Annotated in this window: 13 protein-coding genes; 7 read left to right on the forward strand and 6 right to left on the reverse strand. The window is 64.5% G+C overall.

The annotated features are described in order from the left end of the window. The first annotated feature begins 51 nt into the window (after positions 1–51). Together Q0L25_RS09275 and Q0L25_RS09280 are read left to right on the forward strand one after the other, a co-directional pair. Positions 52–1962, forward strand: a complete 1911-nt coding sequence (locus tag Q0L25_RS09275; protein WP_296613596.1) for a S9 family peptidase — start codon at positions 52–54, stop codon at positions 1960–1962. Positions 1963–2184: 222 nt separating this feature from the next. After that, positions 2185–4155, forward strand: coding sequence for an EAL domain-containing protein (locus Q0L25_RS09280; protein WP_296613598.1), 1971 nt, complete (start codon positions 2185–2187; stop codon positions 4153–4155). 34 nt (positions 4156–4189) lie between these two features. On the opposite strand, the gene Q0L25_RS09285 is transcribed toward Q0L25_RS09280, so the two are convergent. The 4 genes from Q0L25_RS09285 to Q0L25_RS09300 all read right to left on the reverse strand — a co-directional run bounded on the left by Q0L25_RS09285 (position 4190) and on the right by Q0L25_RS09300 (position 9432). Further along, positions 4190–5257, reverse strand: coding sequence for a cell wall hydrolase (locus Q0L25_RS09285; protein WP_296613600.1), 1068 nt, complete (start codon positions 5255–5257; stop codon positions 4190–4192). Between the two features lie 314 nt (positions 5258–5571). Then, complete coding sequence (clpS, locus tag Q0L25_RS09290) at positions 5572–5916, reverse strand: ATP-dependent Clp protease adapter ClpS (protein ID WP_296615657.1); 345 nt, start codon at positions 5914–5916, stop codon at positions 5572–5574. Positions 5917–6807: 891 nt separating this feature from the next. After that, a complete protein-coding gene (gene phaP / locus Q0L25_RS09295; protein ID WP_296613601.1) occupies positions 6808–7539 on the reverse strand; it encodes a phasin family protein in 732 nt (243 codons plus the stop codon). Between the two features lie 192 nt (positions 7540–7731). Continuing rightward, complete coding sequence (locus Q0L25_RS09300; protein WP_296613603.1) at positions 7732–9432, reverse strand: class I poly(R)-hydroxyalkanoic acid synthase; 1701 nt, start codon at positions 9430–9432, stop codon at positions 7732–7734. 240 nt (positions 9433–9672) lie between these two features. On the opposite strand from Q0L25_RS09300, the gene Q0L25_RS09305 reads away from it, so the two are divergent. Then, the gene (locus Q0L25_RS09305) at positions 9673–10881 is read left to right on the forward strand and encodes an LL-diaminopimelate aminotransferase (protein WP_066591975.1); all 1209 of its coding nucleotides are present in this window, start codon (positions 9673–9675) and stop codon (positions 10879–10881) included. Positions 10882–10970: 89 nt separating this feature from the next. After that, positions 10971–11747, forward strand: coding sequence for a sulfite exporter TauE/SafE family protein (locus Q0L25_RS09310; RefSeq protein WP_296613605.1), 777 nt, complete (start codon positions 10971–10973; stop codon positions 11745–11747). A gap of 48 nt (positions 11748–11795) precedes the next feature. Here Q0L25_RS09310 and Q0L25_RS09315 read toward each other — a convergent pair whose 3' ends face one another. Further along, positions 11796–13295, reverse strand: a complete 1500-nt coding sequence (locus tag Q0L25_RS09315; protein ID WP_296613606.1) for a hypothetical protein — start codon at positions 13293–13295, stop codon at positions 11796–11798. Between the two features lie 148 nt (positions 13296–13443). Between Q0L25_RS09315 and Q0L25_RS09320 the strand changes: the two genes are divergently transcribed. Further along, on the forward strand, positions 13444–13866 hold the full coding sequence (locus Q0L25_RS09320) for a thioesterase family protein (protein WP_296613608.1): 423 nt from the start codon (positions 13444–13446) through the stop codon (positions 13864–13866). 119 nt (positions 13867–13985) lie between these two features. Here the strand turns inward: Q0L25_RS09320 and Q0L25_RS09325 are convergent, their stop codons facing one another. After that, entirely contained in the window at positions 13986–14480 is a 495-nt protein-coding gene (locus Q0L25_RS09325; RefSeq protein ID WP_296613609.1) for a helix-turn-helix domain-containing protein, read from the reverse strand. 145 nt (positions 14481–14625) lie between these two features. Between Q0L25_RS09325 and Q0L25_RS09330 the strand changes: the two genes are divergently transcribed. Beyond that, positions 14626–14943, forward strand: coding sequence for a hypothetical protein (locus Q0L25_RS09330; protein ID WP_296613611.1), 318 nt, complete (start codon positions 14626–14628; stop codon positions 14941–14943). A gap of 127 nt (positions 14944–15070) precedes the next feature. Next, positions 15071–17158 (forward strand): bifunctional (p)ppGpp synthetase/guanosine-3',5'-bis(diphosphate) 3'-pyrophosphohydrolase, encoded by a 2088-nt coding sequence (locus tag Q0L25_RS09335; RefSeq protein ID WP_296613613.1) that lies wholly within the window; start codon positions 15071–15073, stop codon positions 17156–17158. Positions 17159–17167 lie beyond the last annotated feature (9 nt).

Raw genomic sequence — 17167 nt, forward strand, 5'->3', positions numbered from 1 at the left:
TATCGCTAACGACGGCGTATCGCTCGCATCCTTCCTCCCATGGAGTCGCCGATGCGTCTTGCTTTTGCCGCCGTCCTGCTCGCCGCCACATCCGCACCCGCCATCGCGGCGCCGCTTCATTCCTATTCGGGGCTGGCGCTTTCCGCCGCGGGGGACCGGGTCGCCAGCGTCGAGGAAGAGGAAGGCACCTTTGCCAAGCCGGCACACGGCCGGATCGTCGTGCGGTCGGCCAAGGACGGCAAGATCCTGGCGACGATCGATCCCTGCGCGCAATGCAGCTATTCGGGGCTGACCTTCGGACCCGGCGGCGCGCTCGCCTATCTGCAGCGCGATCGCGGGACGGGCATCGTCGCGCTCGCATTGGCCGACGGCAAGACCACGCGCACCATCGCCAATGTGAAGGGCATCGCCCAGACGCCGCGTTTCTCGCCCGACGGCAAGAAGATCGCGTTGCTGGTGACGCTCAACGCCGCCAAGGAATCGGGCGCAACCCAGCCCGGCGTCCGGCAAGTCGGAGAGATCGGCGAGACAAGCGACGAACAGCGGCTGGCGGTGTTCAACCTGGCGGGCGCGCCGGTCACCGACGTCAAGCCGGTCTCTCCCGCCGACCGGTACATCTACGAATATAGCTGGACTCCGGACAGCGCCGGCTTCGTCGCGACGACCGCGCTCGGCAATGGCGACAATAATTGGTGGGTGGCGACGCTCGACGCGATCGATGCGTCGACCGGCGCGGTGCGCAATATCGCCCGGCCCAAGACCCAGATCAACGCGCCGCGCGTCTCGCCCGATGGCCGGAGCGTGGCCTATATCGGCGGGCTGATGAGCGACTTCGGCGCGGTCGGCGGCGACGTCTGGACGGTGCCGTTCGCCGGCGGTGAACCGGTCAACGCGACCAAAAACGACAAGGCGACGGTCACCTCGCTGACCTGGACCAAAGCGGGCATTCGCGACACGCGATTGATGGGCGCCAACGCCCAGGTCGCCGCGCTCGGCGCCAAGGGTAGCAGCATCCTGTGGTCCAAACCCGCGAGCTTCGCCGCCGGCGACGGCCGCGTCGCCTATAGCGCCGACGGGTCGGTGATCGCGACGGTGGTGCAGGATTATGAGCACGCGCCGGCGATCTATGCCGGGCCCGCCATGGCACCGCGCAAGATCACGAGCGACAATGATGCGGTCGCCGCGATCACCAAGGCGACCAGCGTGACCTGGACCAATGACGGATATTCCGTGCAGGGATGGCTGCTCGCACCGCTCACCGCCGAACCCGGACGCAAGGCGGCGATGGTCACGATCGTCCATGGCGGCCCGTCCTCCGCCAACACGCCCTATTTCTTCGGCGACAACGGGCCGGCCGACATGATCAAGGCGGGTTATTACGTCTTCCTGCCCAACCCGCGCGGCAGCTTCGGCCAGGGCGAGGCGTTCACCGCCGCCAACCGACGCGATTTCGGCGGCGGCGACCTGCGCGACATCCTGGCCGGGATCGACGCGGTCGAGAAGATCGCGCCGGTCGACGATGATCGGCTCGGCCTGACCGGCGGCAGCTATGGTGGGTTCATGGCGATGTGGGCGAACACCCAGACCAATCGCTTCAAGGCAATCGTGGCCGGCGCGGGCCTCAGCAACTGGATCAGCTATTACGGCACCAACGGCATCGACCAGTGGATGATCCCGTTCTTCGGCAAGTCGGCCTATGACGACCCCAAGCCCTATGTCGAGGCGTCGGCGATCACCTATATCAAGAAGGCCAGGACCCCGACCTTCATCTATGTCGGCGAACGCGACATCGAGGTGCCCCCCACTCAGTCGATCGAATATTGGCATGCTCTCAAGGAACTCGGCGTGCCGACCACGCTGATGATCTATCCTGACGAGGGCCATGGCATTCGCCAGCCCGAACATGTCGCCGACCTGCGCAAGCGGGTGGCCGCGTGGTGGGAAAAGTATCTGGGAAAGTAGGGGCAGGGATATTCCCGCCGACGTCCCGCCAAGGGCAGGCCGGACGCTTGTCCTGGCTCCGCCGGGAGATTTTCGCCCAGACGCGCCGTCGCCCGTGGCATGACGCCTGTCGTGAGGCGTGGCGCGTCCGTTAAGCTGATATGGATTAGCGCAAAAACCCGATCATCTTAAACGCTCTTCAATACTGCCCCTTGCATAGCGTCCGGTGGAAGGGGGCGTCGCGTGATTGACGATTTGGTGAAATTGACGCGCCGTATGTTGCGGTTTCTGGCGCTGAGCGACGAGCCAGAAGTCATCCTTGCGCAGCATCGGGAAATCACGCGCCAGATTCCGCTGCTTTACTCGTTGGTGATCGTCAACACCGCGGCGGTCGCCTTTACCCATCGAATGGTCGCGCCACCGTTCCTGGCCTATGTCATGCCGGCGGGGCTCTGTGCGCTCTCTTTGTCGCGGATGGTGCAATGGCTCCGGCCGCGCAAGGAGCCGATCGGCGTGCTCGCCGCCCGTAAGCAACTGAAACGGTCGATCTTCTTCGCCGGCGGGTTCGGGCTGACGGCGGTGTTATGGGCGCTGAGCCTGGCCCATTATGGCGGCCCGTACGAGCAGGGCCATGTCGCCCTGTACATCTCGATCACGGTCATTGCCTGCATCTTCTGCCTGATGGCCTTGCCTCAGGCGGCGCTGCTCGGATGCCTGTTGGTGACCGGTCCCTATCTCGCCTATTTTTTCTATCAGGGCAGCACGGTGTGGACGGCGATCGCGCTCAATATCGCGCTCGTCTCGCTCGTCATGATCCGGGTACTGCTCAACAGTTACAAGGGCTTTGTCGACCTCATACGGTCGCAGCGCGACATCGCCGCCAAAAGCGCGGAAGCCGAACGACTTGGCGAAGAGAATGCCAAACTGGCGATGACCGACAGCCTTACCGGGCTACCGAACCGGCGCTTCTTCTTCGCACGGCTCGAGGCGGCCATCGAAACGGCGAAAATGGCGAATACGCGCTTTGCCGTCGGCGTGCTCGATCTCGACCGGTTCAAGCCGGTCAACGATACCTATGGCCATGTCATCGGGGACCGTCTGCTCGGGGAAGTGGGCCGCAGGCTGGCCGCGTTCGCGAGCAGCGACATCGTGGTCGCTCGCCTTGGAGGCGATGAGTTCGGCGTCATCGTGTTCGGCGATTGCGACGCCGCGGAAGCGGTCGGCGAAAGTCTTTGTACCGTCATCAGCCAACCCTATCGCGTCGACGAGACGCGCGTCGCGATCGGATGCTCCGGCGGCTTCGCCATCTTCCCGGACGCCGGACAATCGGCGCACGCCCTGTTCGACCGCAGCGATTACGCGCTTTACCACGTCAAGTCCGAACAGCGCGGACGTTGCGCGCTCTTCTCCGTCGAGCACGAGACCAGGATACGATCCGCGCGGGCGGTCGAGGCCGCGCTGCAGGCAGCGGATCTCGACGTCGAACTCACGATTCACCTGCAGCCGATCGTCGACCTGAGCTCGATGCGGACGCGGACCGCGGAGGTCCTCGCGCGCTGGCACAATCCGGCGCTGGGCAACGTTCCGCCGGATATCTTCATCGCCGCCGCGGAGCGTCTGGGCCTGATCCACAAGGTCACGCTGGCATTATTCCGGCAGGCGCTCGACGCGCTTGCCGACCTGCCGGAGGATCTGCGTATTTCCTTCAACCTGTCGGCGCACGACATCGTGTCGAGCGAGACGATCGCGTTCCTGCTCGGTGAAATCAGGCGCCGCGGCGTTTCTCCCGCGCGCTTGAAGTTCGAGCTCACCGAAACGGCGCTGATGCGCGACTTCGACCTGGCGATCGTCGGCATACGCGCATTGCGCGATCTGGGGTGCAAGATCGTGCTCGACGATTTCGGCACCGGCTATTCGAGCCTGAGCTATCTGCGCAGGCTTCCGGTCGACAAGGTGAAGGTCGACCGCAGCTTCATCGAGGCAAGCGATCGCAGCGACAAGGACGTGCTCGCCGCGATCAAGGGCCTGTGCGACCATCTCCATCTGCATTGCGTCGTCGAGGGAATCGAAAGCCCGAGCCAATTGGAGCTGGTCCGCGAGCTTGGGTATCGCGAGGCTCAAGGCTATCTGCTCGGACGGCCGATGCCGCTGGCGAAATTCCTGACCGAGACCGATTCCCTCTCGATCGCCGTGTCGGACCGGGCGGCGGCATGATCGATGCAGCGCAGGCCTGGCCGGCCCGGCCGACCTATCGCAGCGGCTTGCCCGAATCCTTCCAGCGGTCGAGGATCTGCGACGTGCCGGGCAGAGTGTCGTCGGCCGCCGGCGGCACCGCGCGGGCGACGCTGGTGTCCTGATATTTGGGCTGGATCAGCGCCAGGTTGGTGCTTGGCGCGGGCGGCACCGGCAATCCCGGGACGACCGGCGCCGCGATTCCCGGCGTATAGGCCGCGAACTGGGTCGATGGCAGCGGCGTGAGCGGCGGCGCGATCCTGGCGTGCGGTCCGGGCACCGGTTCGCCGCCGTGATAACGCGCGTTGCTGAACGCGGCCGGCGTGCCCCAATAGCCTTTCCAGCGATGGAAGAAATGCATGCCGATCGCATCGGTCATCACCAGGCTGCGGTTCCAGGCCGGCGTGACTTGATAGGTGTGGTAGTGCGTCGCCAAGCCGACCGCCTTCACGACATAGCCGTTGAGCGCGTCGAGCGCGTAGCGGCGCGCGCGGTCCATCGCCGCGCGCATCGGCACGCGCGCCATCGATCCGTCACAGGCATAGCTGAACTGACAGCCGGTGGTCTTTTCCGACCCCTGATAGACCACGCCGCACACGGTCGAGGGAAAGGCCGGGTGGCGGACGCGGTTGAGTATCACCTGCGCGACCGCGCGCTGCCCCTCTTCGCTTTCGGACGCCGCCTCGTAATAGATCGCGGTCGCCAGGCAATCGAGCGCGCGCGCCTTGTCGAGCGTGCTGGCGCCGGCCATCGAGAAGGGCAAGGCCGGGCGGACGGTGCCGTCGGTATCGGGCGTCAGGTCGGCATTGGCCGGGACCGGCAGATCGGGCAGCGCGGTGGTGCCGGTGGTCCCGGCGCTCGGCGCGGCCTGCTCCTCGGCGACGTAGAATAGCGCCGCGCCGGGGAAATGATCCTCGCTCTCATAGCCGATCGGCGGCAGCGGCGGCGCCTCGGCCCTGGCCTGCGCGGCGTAATAAGCGACCACCGCAGCCTTGGCCGACACGGCGAGCATGGGCACGCCGACCAGTCCCGCGAGCAATGCCACGCGAGTCTGCCGGACGGTCCAGTTACGCCAATCGATCACTTGGGTGCGGTGTCCTTCGCTTGTGCCGGCGCGTCGGCCGGGCGCGAAGCGCCTTACCGCGAAAAGCTTACCGAAGCGCCCCCCGATTCAGCCGTGTCCCGCGACGAAACGATTGATGGTTAATGTAATTTTGCGGGGCGGAGGCGCGGCCACGCCCGCGCCGGTGCGCCTGCGCACCGCCCCGCACGGCCGGCGGACGAGGTGCAACCTCGATCCGGCCGACGGCTTCGCCGGCGGCCCTTGCATGCGGATAAATCTACTTGCTTCGTGCCCTGCTTTCGCAGCCCCGCGAACCGTGGATCAGAGCTCGGAGCTCACGCCTTCTCCAGCGTGCATTGCAGCGGGTGCTGGTTCTGCCGCGCGAAGTCCATCACCTGGCTGACTTTGGTCTCGGCGACTTCGTAGCTGAACACGCCGCACACGCCGACGCCCTTTTGGTGGACGTGGAACATCACCCGAGTCGCTTCCTCGGTCGACATGCGGAAGAAGCGCTGCAGGCAAAGCACGACGAATTCCATCGGCGTGTAATCGTCGTTGAGCATCAGCACGCGATAGGGTGTCGGCTGCTTGGTCTTGGTGCGAGTGCGCGTGGCGAGACCGACGCCGGTGCCCTCATCACCGTCGTTGCCGTTGCCGGCCCCATCGGGGTCGTTGGCCATCATGATATCGGGATCGAACATGTCAGGCCGCAAAATATGGCATTGCGGCACGCCGGGGCAAGAGGGTGCGGCGTACGTTAAGTGCTTTTCGTCGTTGGAGGCGACGCGGAAGGTGGATTGCCCTGCGGGTTTAGGTCTTAACCCGTGAAAAGCGGTTTATCGATGCACGACTCTATTGCGCACGCCCGATGCTGCGCCCATCCTGATTGAATGATGCGTTTAGCGCTCTGCCTTCCGATTGCTCTGGCGAACTGCTCTCCCGCTCAGAACAATCTATCCACTCGGGCGCCCGGTTGGACTACAACTCGCGACAAATATCGCAACGCAGTATTCTACCGCTTCGCCGACACCGCTGACACTCACTTCGGCGGTCTGTGTGATTCACGCCCGATATTTGCTCTCTATGGAGGTGACTACCCGGCATTTTCGAGGCGGTTCACGGTGACTATCGATGGCAAGACGTGGGAGCGGGATGCGTTTCAAGGGGAGCATGGCCGAAGCCTCCCCGTAGATGATCCAAACTTTGTGGATATATTTCGAAACGCGAAGCAACTCATCACATTCCGTGTCGGGAAACACTGGATACGATCATTCAAACCAAGTCCGGTACTGCGGACTTTCATCGACGAATGCCGAGCCATGAGGATCAGAGATCCCGATGCGCGAGGCATATGAAGGAAACGTGATGTTCGCTTATCACCCAAGAACGGCGAAAGGGTGAGGGCGGCACTCTCCCTCCCTGCCCTCACCTTCCCACTCGGCTTTGCCGAGCGGGCCCCTTCCTCTCCCAAGGGGAGAGGAGATTTGGATGGCCCGCGTTCACCCCAAACAAAAAGGGCGGCCGCCGGATGGCGACCGCCCTTTCGATGTCTCTTGCGAGAAAGGGGACGCTTACGCGGCGACCTTGATCTTCTCGGCGGCGAGCGCGACGCGGTTCGAAATCGGCTTGGCGACGTCGCCGGCCAGCTTCAGCATCGCTTCGGTGCTCTTCGAGCTCTCGGCAACGAACGAGTCGAACTGGCCACGGACGAAGTCCGCCTGCAGCTTGAAGAACTCGGTCGGCGACTTGACGGCGGCGAAGCCCTTCAGCGCCGCGGTGGTGCCTTCGAACTGCTTGCGCGCATAATCGGCATAGTCCTGGCCGAGCGTCTCGAAGCCCTTGGCCGCGATCTTGCCCGACTCGACGAGCGCTTCGACATTGCCCTTGCCGAATTCGTTGATGTCTTCGAACGCCTTGGCGCCCTTTTCGGCCGCGGCCTTCGCCTTGGCGCTGAATTCCGCGAAATAGGCCTGGCCCTTTTCGGCGGCGTCCTTGATGGTGTCGTTCATCTTGGTCACTTCCTTCTTGATGGTGGCCGGCGCCTCTTGGGCGACTGCGGCGACGGTTTCTGTCACTGTTTCGATCACGGTCTCGACTGCGGGGGTCTCGACGGGTGCGGTCTCGAGGACGGGCGCCGCCGGCTGCTCTACGGCAGGGGTTTCGGCAACCAGCACGGCGGGAGTCGGCTCGGGCTTCGCCTTGACGGGAACCGAGGCCGGCTTGGTGGATTTGACCGGCGTGCGCTTCACCGGCGCCTTGGCCGCGGGTTTCGCCGCCTTGGTCTCGGGGGTCTTGCTCACCATTACATCCTCCGCCGCATGATTGCTGCATTGCACAAAATAGTGCATGGAAGCCAAAGGTCAAGCGATTTTTGTGCAGTGCAACATAGGCGTAACAACCGCCACAGAACGGTCACTTAGCGTTTGAAAAACTCGCGGTGGAGCGAGTTTTAGGCGGTGCCGGCACCGCAACCGTTTCGGTTTCGCTGAAACGAACTAACGCGCCCGCACATAGTCTCCCGGAGCATCGGCGAGCGCAGGATGCTTCTTGCCCTGGCCGGGCACGCGCGCGCCCTTCACCTTGACCTCTGTCGCGTCCTGGCCGCGCAGCCAGGCGATCCAGTCGGGCCACCAGCTGCCCTTGGTCTCGGTCGCGCCGGCGACGAACTCGGCCAGGGTCGCGGCGGGCTTGTCGTTGGTCCAATATTGATATTTGCCGGCGGCCGGCGGGTTGACCACGCCGGCGATATGGCCGGAGCCCGCCAGCACGAACTTGAGCGGCCCGGCGAACAGATGGGTGATCTTCCACACGCTCTCGGCCGGGGCGATATGATCCTCGCGACCGGCCTGGATGTAGCTCGGCGTTGCCACCTTGGTCAGGTCGATCGGCGTGCCGGCGATGGCCAAGGCGCCCGGCCGCACCAGCAGATTGTCGCGATAGAGATCGGTCAGATACGACAGATGCCATTTCGCCGGCAGGTTGGTGGTGTCGCCATTCCAGTGGAGCAGGTCGAACGGCGCGTAATCCTGGCCCAGCAAGTAATTGTTGGCGACATAATTCCAGATCAGGTCGCGCCCGCGCAGCAGGTTGAACGTCATCGCCATGTAGCGCCCGTCGAGATACCCTTCGGGCGACAATTGCCCGATCATGTCGAGCTGGGCGTCGTCGACGAAATTGAGCAGGTCGCCGGCATCGGCGAAGTCGACTTGCGCGGTGAAGAAGGTCGCGGTCCTGACCTTGTCCGCTTCGCCCTTGGCGGTCAGATAGGCCAAGGTCGCGGCGAGCGTGGTCCCGGCGACGCAATAGCCGATCGCGTGCACCGCCTCGACGTCGAGCTGGTCGCGGATCACGTCGATCGCCTCGATCTGGGCGAGCACGTAATCGTCCCAGCTGATATCGGCCAGGCTGGCATCGGCGGATTTCCACGACACCATGAACACGCTCAGCCCCTGGTCGACCGCCCAGCGGATAAAGCTCTTTTCCGGCGTCAGGTCGAGGATGTAGAAGCGGTTGATCCAGGGCGGGAAGATCACCAGCGGCGTCGCCAGCACGCTCTCGGTCGTCGGCGTGTAGTGGATCAGCTCGAACAGCGGGCCGCGATGGATCACCTTGCCCGGCGTGGTGGCAAGATTGCGCCCGACCTCGAACGCCTGGTCGTCGGTATGCGTCAACTGCCCCTTGCCCAGATCGTTGAGCATGTTGGCCAGGCCCTTGAGCAGGTTCTCGCCGCGCGTCTCGATCGTTTTCTGGATCACGTCCGGATTGGTGAAGGCGAAGTTGGACGGGCTCATCGCGTCGACGAACCCCTGGGTCGCGAAGCGGAGCTGCTCGCGCTGTTTGGGCTCGAGCCCTTCCAGCGCGTCGACCTGTTTGAGCATCTGGTCGGCGATCATCAGATAGGATTGGCGGATCCAGTCGAACACCGGATTCTGCCAGGCTTCGGACTTGAAGCGCTTGTCCTTGACTGGCGCGCCGCTCTCTTCACCTGCTTTCGGGTCGAGGAAGCGCTGCCACAATTTGAGGCTGTCCGACCAGAAATCGCCGACCCGCGCCAAGGTCGCCGGGTCGTTGAACCCCGGGACCACCGGCACGCCCGCGCCTAGTCCGGCTTCGAGCATCATCTGCTGCGCGCGGCCCATCACCCAGGTCCAGTGCTGCATGTCCTCCAGGCTGGGTGCGTCGATCTGGTCGGCCATCGTCATTGTTCCCCGGCGAAGGTCATGCGCGCGACGCGCCGTCCGTCCTTACGGCAGCGGCGCTCCGCGCGAAAGCGTCCTGCGGCGGCGACGGCGTCGTTCTTTGGGTCGTCGTCACGCCGGGAAACGCGGCAGGCCGGCTTTTGTCTCCGCTTTTCGGCACGGATCGCCGCATCCGGAACAACGCGGTTTCGCCGCCGCCCGCTTATGCCCTAAGGAGGGAAGCGAAAGGAGTTTTGAATGTCCGACGAATTCTACCGCATCAAGCGTCTGCCGCCTTATGTCATTGCCGAGGTCAACGGCATGCGGGCAGCAGCGCGTGCGGCAGGCGAGGACATTATCGACCTGGGCATGGGCAATCCCGACCTCCCCCCGCCCCAGCACGTGATCGACAAGCTCTGCGAGGTCGCGCAAAAGCCCGACGCGCACGGCTATTCGCAGTCCAAGGGCATTCCCGGGCTGCGCCGCGCCCAGGCCAATTATTACGGCCGCCGCTTCGGTGTCGACCTCGATCCCGAGACCGAGGTCGTGGTGACGATGGGGTCGAAGGAAGGACTGGCCAGCCTGGCGACCGCGATCACCGCGCCGGGCGACGTCGTGCTCGCGCCCAATCCGAGCTACCCGATCCACACGTTCGGCTTCATCATCGCCGGCGCTACGATCCGCGCCGTGCCGACGACGCCCGACGAGCATTATTTCGAGAGCCTGGAACGCGCGATCGCCTTCACCGTGCCGCGGCCGTCGATCCTGGTGGTGAACTACCCGTCCAACCCGACGGCCGAGACGGTCGACCTGGCCTTTTACGAGCGGCTGGTCGCCTGGGCGAAGGAGAACGAGGTGTGGATCCTGTCCGACCTCGCTTATTCGGAACTCTATTTCAACGGCAAGCCGACCGTGTCGATCCTGCAGGTCAAGGGCGCCAAGGACGTCGCGATCGAGTTCACCAGCCTCAGCAAGACCTATTCGATGGCCGGCTGGCGGATGGGCTTCGCGGTCGGCAATCGCAAGCTGATCGCGGCGATGACCCGGGTGAAATCCTATCTCGATTACGGCGCCTTCACCCCGATCCAGGCCGCCGCCTGCGCCGCGCTCAACGGGCCGCAGGACATCGTCGAGAAGAACCGCCAGCTCTATCACAAGCGCCGCGATGTGCTGGTCGAGAGCTTCGGCCGCGCCGGCTGGGATATTCCCAGCCCGCCGGCGAGCATGTTCGCCTGGGCGCCGCTGCCGCCCGCGCTGACGCACTTAGGCAGCCTTGAGTTCTCCAAACAATTGCTGACTCACGCCAAGGTCGCGGTCGCGCCAGGGGTGGGATATGGCGAGAATGGGGAAGGGTTCGTACGCATTGCGATGGTCGAGAACGAGCAAAGGCTCCGCCAGGCGGCGCGCAACGTGCGGCGGTACCTCCAGTCGATGGGCGTCAACACTCCGGCGAGCAATAGTGGCTGAACGGGCGCAACCCGTTCTTCCATCCCCGGTCCGCCCGGTCGCCGCGCCGGCGCCTGCCGGCCCAGTCTCGTGACGCAGCGCAGCTCGCGATGACGATCAACCTGCTCTATTCGCTGGCCGGCGTGCTGGTCGGGCTGGTCGTCGGGCTGACCGGCGTCGGCGGCGGATCGCTGATGACGCCGTTGCTCGTCCTGGCGTTCGGTTTCCACCCGACCACAGCGGTCGGCACCGATTTGCTCTATGCCTCGGCGACCAAGACGGTCGGGACGACGGTCCATGGCTGGCGCGGCACGGTCGACTGGCGGGTCGTCGCGCGGCTGGCGCTGGGCAGCGTGCCGGCGACGCTGGTGACCCTGCTGATCCTCAACCGCGCGGGACCGGAATCGTCCGGCACCGGCCATGCCATGTCGGTGATCCTGGGCGTTACGCTGGTGCTGTCCGCGGGCGCGACGCTGCTGCGCGCGCGGATCGTCGCGTATCTGACCCCGCGCTTCGGCACGGTGAACCAGAAGCGGCGCGCCGGCTACACCATCCTGCTCGGCGCGGTGCTCGGCGTGCTGGTGTCGCTGACCTCGGTGGGCGCGGGCGCGCTCGGCATGACCGCCTTGCTGATCCTCTACCCGACCCTGCCGGTCAACAAGCTGGTCGGATCGGACATCGCGCATGCCGTGCCGCTGACCCTGCTCGGCGGCATCGGGCATTGGATCCTGGGATCGGTCGACGCCGCTTTGCTCGTCTCGCTGCTGATCGGATCGATCCCCGGCATCATTGTCGGCAGCCTGTTGGCAAGCCGCATCTCCGACCGGGTGCTCGGCCCGATCCTGGCGGTGGTGCTGGCGTTGGTCGGCGTACGGCTGCTATTCTAGGCTGCAGAGTTCTGCGCCGAACCTCAACGGGTTCGGCTCGCCATGCGATCAGAATGGGTTAGGCTGGAGGTGGATGTGCACCGGTCCGCCGGCCGCGCGGATCGCAGCAACGACCTCGGGACGCTTCCGTACTCGGTTGGCCGAGGCGGCGAAGGGCGATTTCGGCATGCGCGGGTCGGGAGCATCGTAGTCCGCGAGATCCATCATCGCGCTCCTGCGGGATACGGGCGCCGCCAGCCGGCGAACATAGGAGGCCGCGGCGGCATCCTCGTCGCCTAGGCAGAGGTAAAGCGCCGTGACGGTCGAGGGATCGTCGCTTTCGTGCGCGACGGCATAGGCGAGGTCGGCGCGGGCCTTGTCGAGCTGCCCCAATTCCGCATAGGCGCAGCCGCGTACGAGGCGCACCTGCATCAGGCCATAAGGGCTGGCATCGGGTGACGTGCCCATCCGGTCGAGCGTCGCGAGCGCCTCTTTCGCATGCCCGAACACCACCTGCTGGTCGGCAAGATTGATGATCTGGCTGACGTTGGGCACGCCATTTTCCTTCAACTGGCCGCCCCTGGTGAAGGCATCAACCATCTCGTCATATTTGCCGGTCGCGAGATAGGCATAACCCAGCGCATTCCAGAACCAAGGCAGCTTGTCCTCGATATCATCGAACGCGTCGGGCGTTGCGATACGCGGTTCGGCCGCCTTGAGCAGTGCGATCGCCTCGTCGTTGCGGCCAAGCCGGTGGAGATCCAATGATTCGGCGTTTATCACCGCGAGCGCGTGCGGATAGCGATCGAGCATGGCGCGATGACGGGCGAGGTCGGCTTCGACCACCGCGCGGAAATCGACCGGACGACCGCGCAGAGCGAGCAGACCCGGATCGAATGCGACCTCCATCATCGCTTCATAGCCTTGAAGGTCCGCGATCATGGCGCGCGCTTCGTCGCGTTTCCCCGCCGCGAGCAATTTGCGCGCATACAGCGCCCGCATATAATCGCCCCAGCCGTCGATCTTCGCCGAGATATCGTCAGGATCGTAGGCGGGATTGGCGAGAATCGCGAGCAGCCGCGTATCATTGGCCGCGTCGCCGGCCCGCTCTATCTGGTTATGCATCTGCATGAACAGGGAAGGGGGGAAGGTGTTGAGCGTGCCGCCCCGGCCGGCCGCAGGCATGCGTTCAATCGTGTCAATTGCCGAGGAATAACGCTTGCCCTCGAAATCGGCGATGACCGCCGCGCGCCAGGCAAAGTCCGAGCTCTCGGCAAGCGCAATCTCACGCTTCGCATAGTCGCTGGCCTTGGCCATATCCTTCGCCTTCCAGGCGCAATCGATCGTGATGTCGTAGGCGAGCGAGAGATCCTTGGGGGCGGCGGATGCCGGCGCGGCGATGACTGGCGCCACCAGCGACGACGCCTTGGCGCAATCGTTGTCGCGATATGCCTGGATCGCCTCGGATAGCGCCTTGTTGGCATCCGGCGCTGCGTTATCGGCGGCGGCGAGCGGCGCCGCCGGCGCGGCAATCAGCGCCGCTCCAGCAAGAACAATAAAATGCCGCATCGGTTCGCCCCCATGTGTCCCCTGGCTGCGACGTTGATCGACTTGGCAAAGAGGCGCAACCCGCCGTCTGGTCCATTTCGATCTATAAAGCGTGGTCAGGATCGTACCGCGGTAGCCGTATCGTCGCTGCCGCGATATGGCGCACGCCATGACACGCCCCGGCTTCGCTTTCTCCACCCCGATCAAGGTCCGTTATGCGGAGATTGACGGGCAAAAGGTCGTCTTCAACTCGCGCTATCTCGAATATGCCGATGTCGCGGGGACCGAATTCTGGGAGTGGAGCGGGATCGCCGACGCGCTGGGGCCGGTCTGGACCGAGACCGAATTCCACGTGCGCCATGCCGAGGTCGAATTCCTCAAGCCGTTCTTCTACGGCGACGTGATCCAGGCCTATGCCAAGGTGGAACGGCTCGGGTCGACCAGCATGACGCAGGTATTCGAACTCTGTCACGCCGCAACCGGCGAGCTGCATTCGATCGTGCGGCTGGTGACGGTCAACGTCCATTTGCCGACCGGACAGCCGGTGCCGATCCCCGACGCCATCCGGGAGTTTATCGGCAAGCTGGGCTGAAAAATAAGCCCCTCTCCTTTAGGGGAGGGGATGGGGGTGGGGCAGTGCCTCAACCCCTGTCGCCTTTGGATAGGCCCCACCCCAACCCCTCCGCTGAAGGGGAGGGGCTTTAATGCGCGTTATTCCGCCGCCGCCTGCAGCGGCTCGTCGTCGCCGACCACGTCTTCGGGCAAGGCCCAATGCATGTCCATCTTCCCCAGGACGCGGCCGTCGTGCGACAGCACCTCGACCGGCCGGACCCGCCGCATGTCGCGCGCGTCGACCAGCACCGGGGTCGCCGGAACGCCGGTTTCCCACCGCTCGCCCCATTGCCGCAGTGCAACCATGGTGGGCAAAAGCGCCATGCCCTTGTCGGTCAGCCGATACTGGATCTTGCGGCGATCCTCGGGCAAGGCCTCTCGCGTCAGGATCTCGTGCTCGACCAGCCGCGCCAGTCGATTGGCCAGGATGTTGCGGGCGATACCCAGCTCGGATTGGAATTCTTCGAAATGGTGCAGGCCGTTGAACGCCGCACGCAAGATCATGAAACTCCAGCGTTCACCCATCGCTTCGAGCGCCGCCGGCAGGCTGCATTCGACGAGGTCGCGCAGCGGCTCTCTCAGATGTCCGCCCATCAATATTCCTCTCTTTGCATCGAAGCGTAACCCATTTCCTGCGTCATGAAAATGCCATGCGGATTTCCAGTTGCAACTGAAAACCTATAGGAGTAGGTGGTGATTCGCAACCTATTGTGCGTTGCAACGTACACAGGAGGAAATCATGTCCCGCATCGCCCCCAGGATTCTCACCGCCGCCGCCGTCGCCATGTTCGGCAGCACCATTGCCTTCGCGCAGCCCCAGGGTCCCGGTTACTATACCGCCACCCCCGCCGCGGCGCCGACCAAGACCAGCCTGATCACGCGCGACACCGTGTGGAAGTTCCATGACGGCGCGTTCGCCGCTGCCAAGGCCCCCGAGCGTGACATCGTTCTGTGCCAGCTCGTCGCGCAGCGCGTCGGCAAGCTGACGTCGTTCACCGTCGGCGGCCAGGCGCTCGACGCCGACACGCTGTCCAAGTGCAACGCCAAGGCAAACTGATTGGAGAGCGGTGCCAGCACCGCGCTCCCCTAAACATCACCATCCCCTCGTTGGCCGCGCGCCTTTAATTGCTCGCGGCCAACATTTTGTTGCAAAGCAGCGCGGTCCGGCCCCATCTTGAGCGGTAATGCTGCGCCAGTACGAACTCGTTGATCGGGTCCTGTCCTACGACCCCGAGGCTGATGAGGCCTTGCTCAACCGCGCGTACGTCTTTTCTCTCCAGGCGCATGGCTCTCAGAAGCGCGCATCGGGCGATCCCTATTTCAGCCATCCGATCGAAGTCGCGGGCATCCTGACCGACCTGCATCTCGACGACGAGACGATCGCCACCGCGATCCTGCACGATACGATCGAAGACACGGTCGCCACCCCCGACCAGATCCAGAAATTGTTCGGCGACAATGTCGCGCGGATGGTCGACGGCGTCACCAAGCTGTCCAAGATCGAGGCGCAGACCGAAAGCGAGCGCGCCGCGGAGAATCTGCGCAAGTTCCTGCTGGCGATGTCGGACGACATCCGCGTGCTGCTGGTCAAGCTGGCCGACCGGCTGCACAATATGCGCACGCTCCACCACATCCCCAATCCGGACAAGCGCAAGCGCATCGCGCGCGAGACGATGGACATCTATGCCCCGCTCGCCGAGCGGATCGGCATGTACGAGTTCATGAAGGAGATGCAGACGCTCGCCTTCGCGCAACTCGAGCCCGAGGCGTATGAATCGATCCAGAAGCGCCTGGACCAATTGCAGGAAGGCGGCGACCGCATCGCCAAGATCGGGTCGGGCGTGAAATTGCTGCTGTCGCGCCACGGCGTCGACGCCGACATTTCCGGCCGCGAGAAGCACCCGTACAGCATCTGGAAGAAGATGCAGGAGCGGCACATCAGCTTCGAACAGCTCTCGGACATCATGGCGTTCCGCGCGATCGTGCCGACGGAGGAGGATTGCTATCGCGCGCTGGGCGTCATCCATCGCCGCTGGCCGTTCGTGCCGGGGCGGTTCAAGGATTATATCTCGACTCCCAAGCGCAACGGCTATCGCTCGCTCCACACCTCGATCATCCACGCCGGCGATACGCGCGTCGAAATCCAGATCCGGACCCAGGAGATGCACGCCGAGGCCGAATACGGGCTTGCCGCGCATTGGGCGTACAAGACCGGCAAGGTCCGCGCCGACGGGCAGCATAGCTGGATCACCGACCTGGTCGAAATCCTCGAAACCGCCGAGACGCCCGAGGAACTGCTCGAGCATACGCGGATGGCGATGTACCAGGATCGCATCTTCGCCTTCACGCCGAAGGGCGAGCTGCATCAGCTGCCCAAGGGCGCGACGCCGATCGATTTCGCTTATGCGGTGCACACCGATCTCGGCGACCAGGCGGTCGGTGCCAAGATCAACGGGCGCCACGTGCCGTTGCGCACCGTGATCGAGAATGGCGACCAGGTGCAGATCCTGCGTTCCAAGGCGCAGTCGCCGCAGCCCAACTGGCTCAACTTCGCGATCACCGGAAAGGCGCGCGCCGCGATCCGGCGCCATCTGCGCGCGATCGAACGCAAGGAAACGCTGACGCTCGGCCGCAAGCTGTACGACGAGATCGTCGATCGCCTGCCCGCGCCATTGTCGGTCGATGCGGTCAAGACCGCGCTCAAGAAGCTCAAGCTGCCCGACGAGGATGCGCTGATCGAGGCGGTCGCGCGGCGGCGGATCACCGATGCCGAATTGATGGAAGCGCTGATGCCGGGGTCGGCCGGCACCGAGGCGGGGCGCGCGCTGCCGCAGCAGTCGTCGGCGATTTCGATCACCGGCCTGACGCCCGGCGTCGCCTACAAGCTCGATACCTTGTGCCATCCGGTGCCGGGCGACCGCATCGTCGGCCTGCGGCGGCCCGACCAGGAGATCGAGGTCCATCGCATCGACTGCCCGGTGCTGGCCAGTTCGGACGATGTCGATTGGGTCGACCTTGCCTGGGGCGACAAATCGGAAGGCGGCCTGGCGCGGATCGAAGTGACGCTGAAGAACGAGCCCGGCGCGCTGGGCACCGTGTCGACGATCATCGGCCAGCACCGCGCCAACATCATCAACATCCGGTTCGACACCAGCGATACCGGCTTCCACACCAACCAGATCGACCTGGAAGTGCGCGACGCCGCGCATCTCGAGAAACTGATGGCGGCGCTGCGCGCGGCGGATGCGGTCAATGCCGTGACGCGGGTGTAGAACGATCCC

The organism is Sphingomonas sp. (assembly GCF_024508665.1).
Taxonomy (GTDB): Bacteria; Pseudomonadota; Alphaproteobacteria; order Sphingomonadales; family Sphingomonadaceae; genus Sphingomonas.

Bases quoted from the DNA above. Each gene is read 5' to 3' on its own strand.
- Q0L25_RS09300 (WP_296613603.1), bottom strand. From the start codon at position 9,432: ATGGCCGACCAGATCGACGCACCCAGCCTGGAGGACATGCAGCACTGG.
- clpS (WP_296615657.1), bottom strand. From the start codon at position 5,916: ATGGCCAACGACCCCGATGGGGCCGGCAACGGCAACGACGGTGATGAG.
- Q0L25_RS09335 (WP_296613613.1), top strand. From the start codon at position 15,071: ATGCTGCGCCAGTACGAACTCGTTGATCGGGTCCTGTCCTACGACCCC.
- Q0L25_RS09320 (WP_296613608.1), top strand. From the start codon at position 13,444: ATGACACGCCCCGGCTTCGCTTTCTCCACCCCGATCAAGGTCCGTTAT.
- Q0L25_RS09305 (WP_066591975.1), top strand. From the start codon at position 9,673: ATGTCCGACGAATTCTACCGCATCAAGCGTCTGCCGCCTTATGTCATT.
- Q0L25_RS09315 (WP_296613606.1), bottom strand. From the start codon at position 13,295: ATGCGGCATTTTATTGTTCTTGCTGGAGCGGCGCTGATTGCCGCGCCG.
- phaP (WP_296613601.1), bottom strand. From the start codon at position 7,539: ATGGTGAGCAAGACCCCCGAGACCAAGGCGGCGAAACCCGCGGCCAAG.
- Q0L25_RS09310 (WP_296613605.1), top strand. From the start codon at position 10,971: ATGACGATCAACCTGCTCTATTCGCTGGCCGGCGTGCTGGTCGGGCTG.
- Q0L25_RS09325 (WP_296613609.1), bottom strand. From the start codon at position 14,480: ATGGGCGGACATCTGAGAGAGCCGCTGCGCGACCTCGTCGAATGCAGC.
- Q0L25_RS09330 (WP_296613611.1), top strand. From the start codon at position 14,626: ATGTCCCGCATCGCCCCCAGGATTCTCACCGCCGCCGCCGTCGCCATG.
- Q0L25_RS09275 (WP_296613596.1), top strand. From the start codon at position 52: ATGCGTCTTGCTTTTGCCGCCGTCCTGCTCGCCGCCACATCCGCACCC.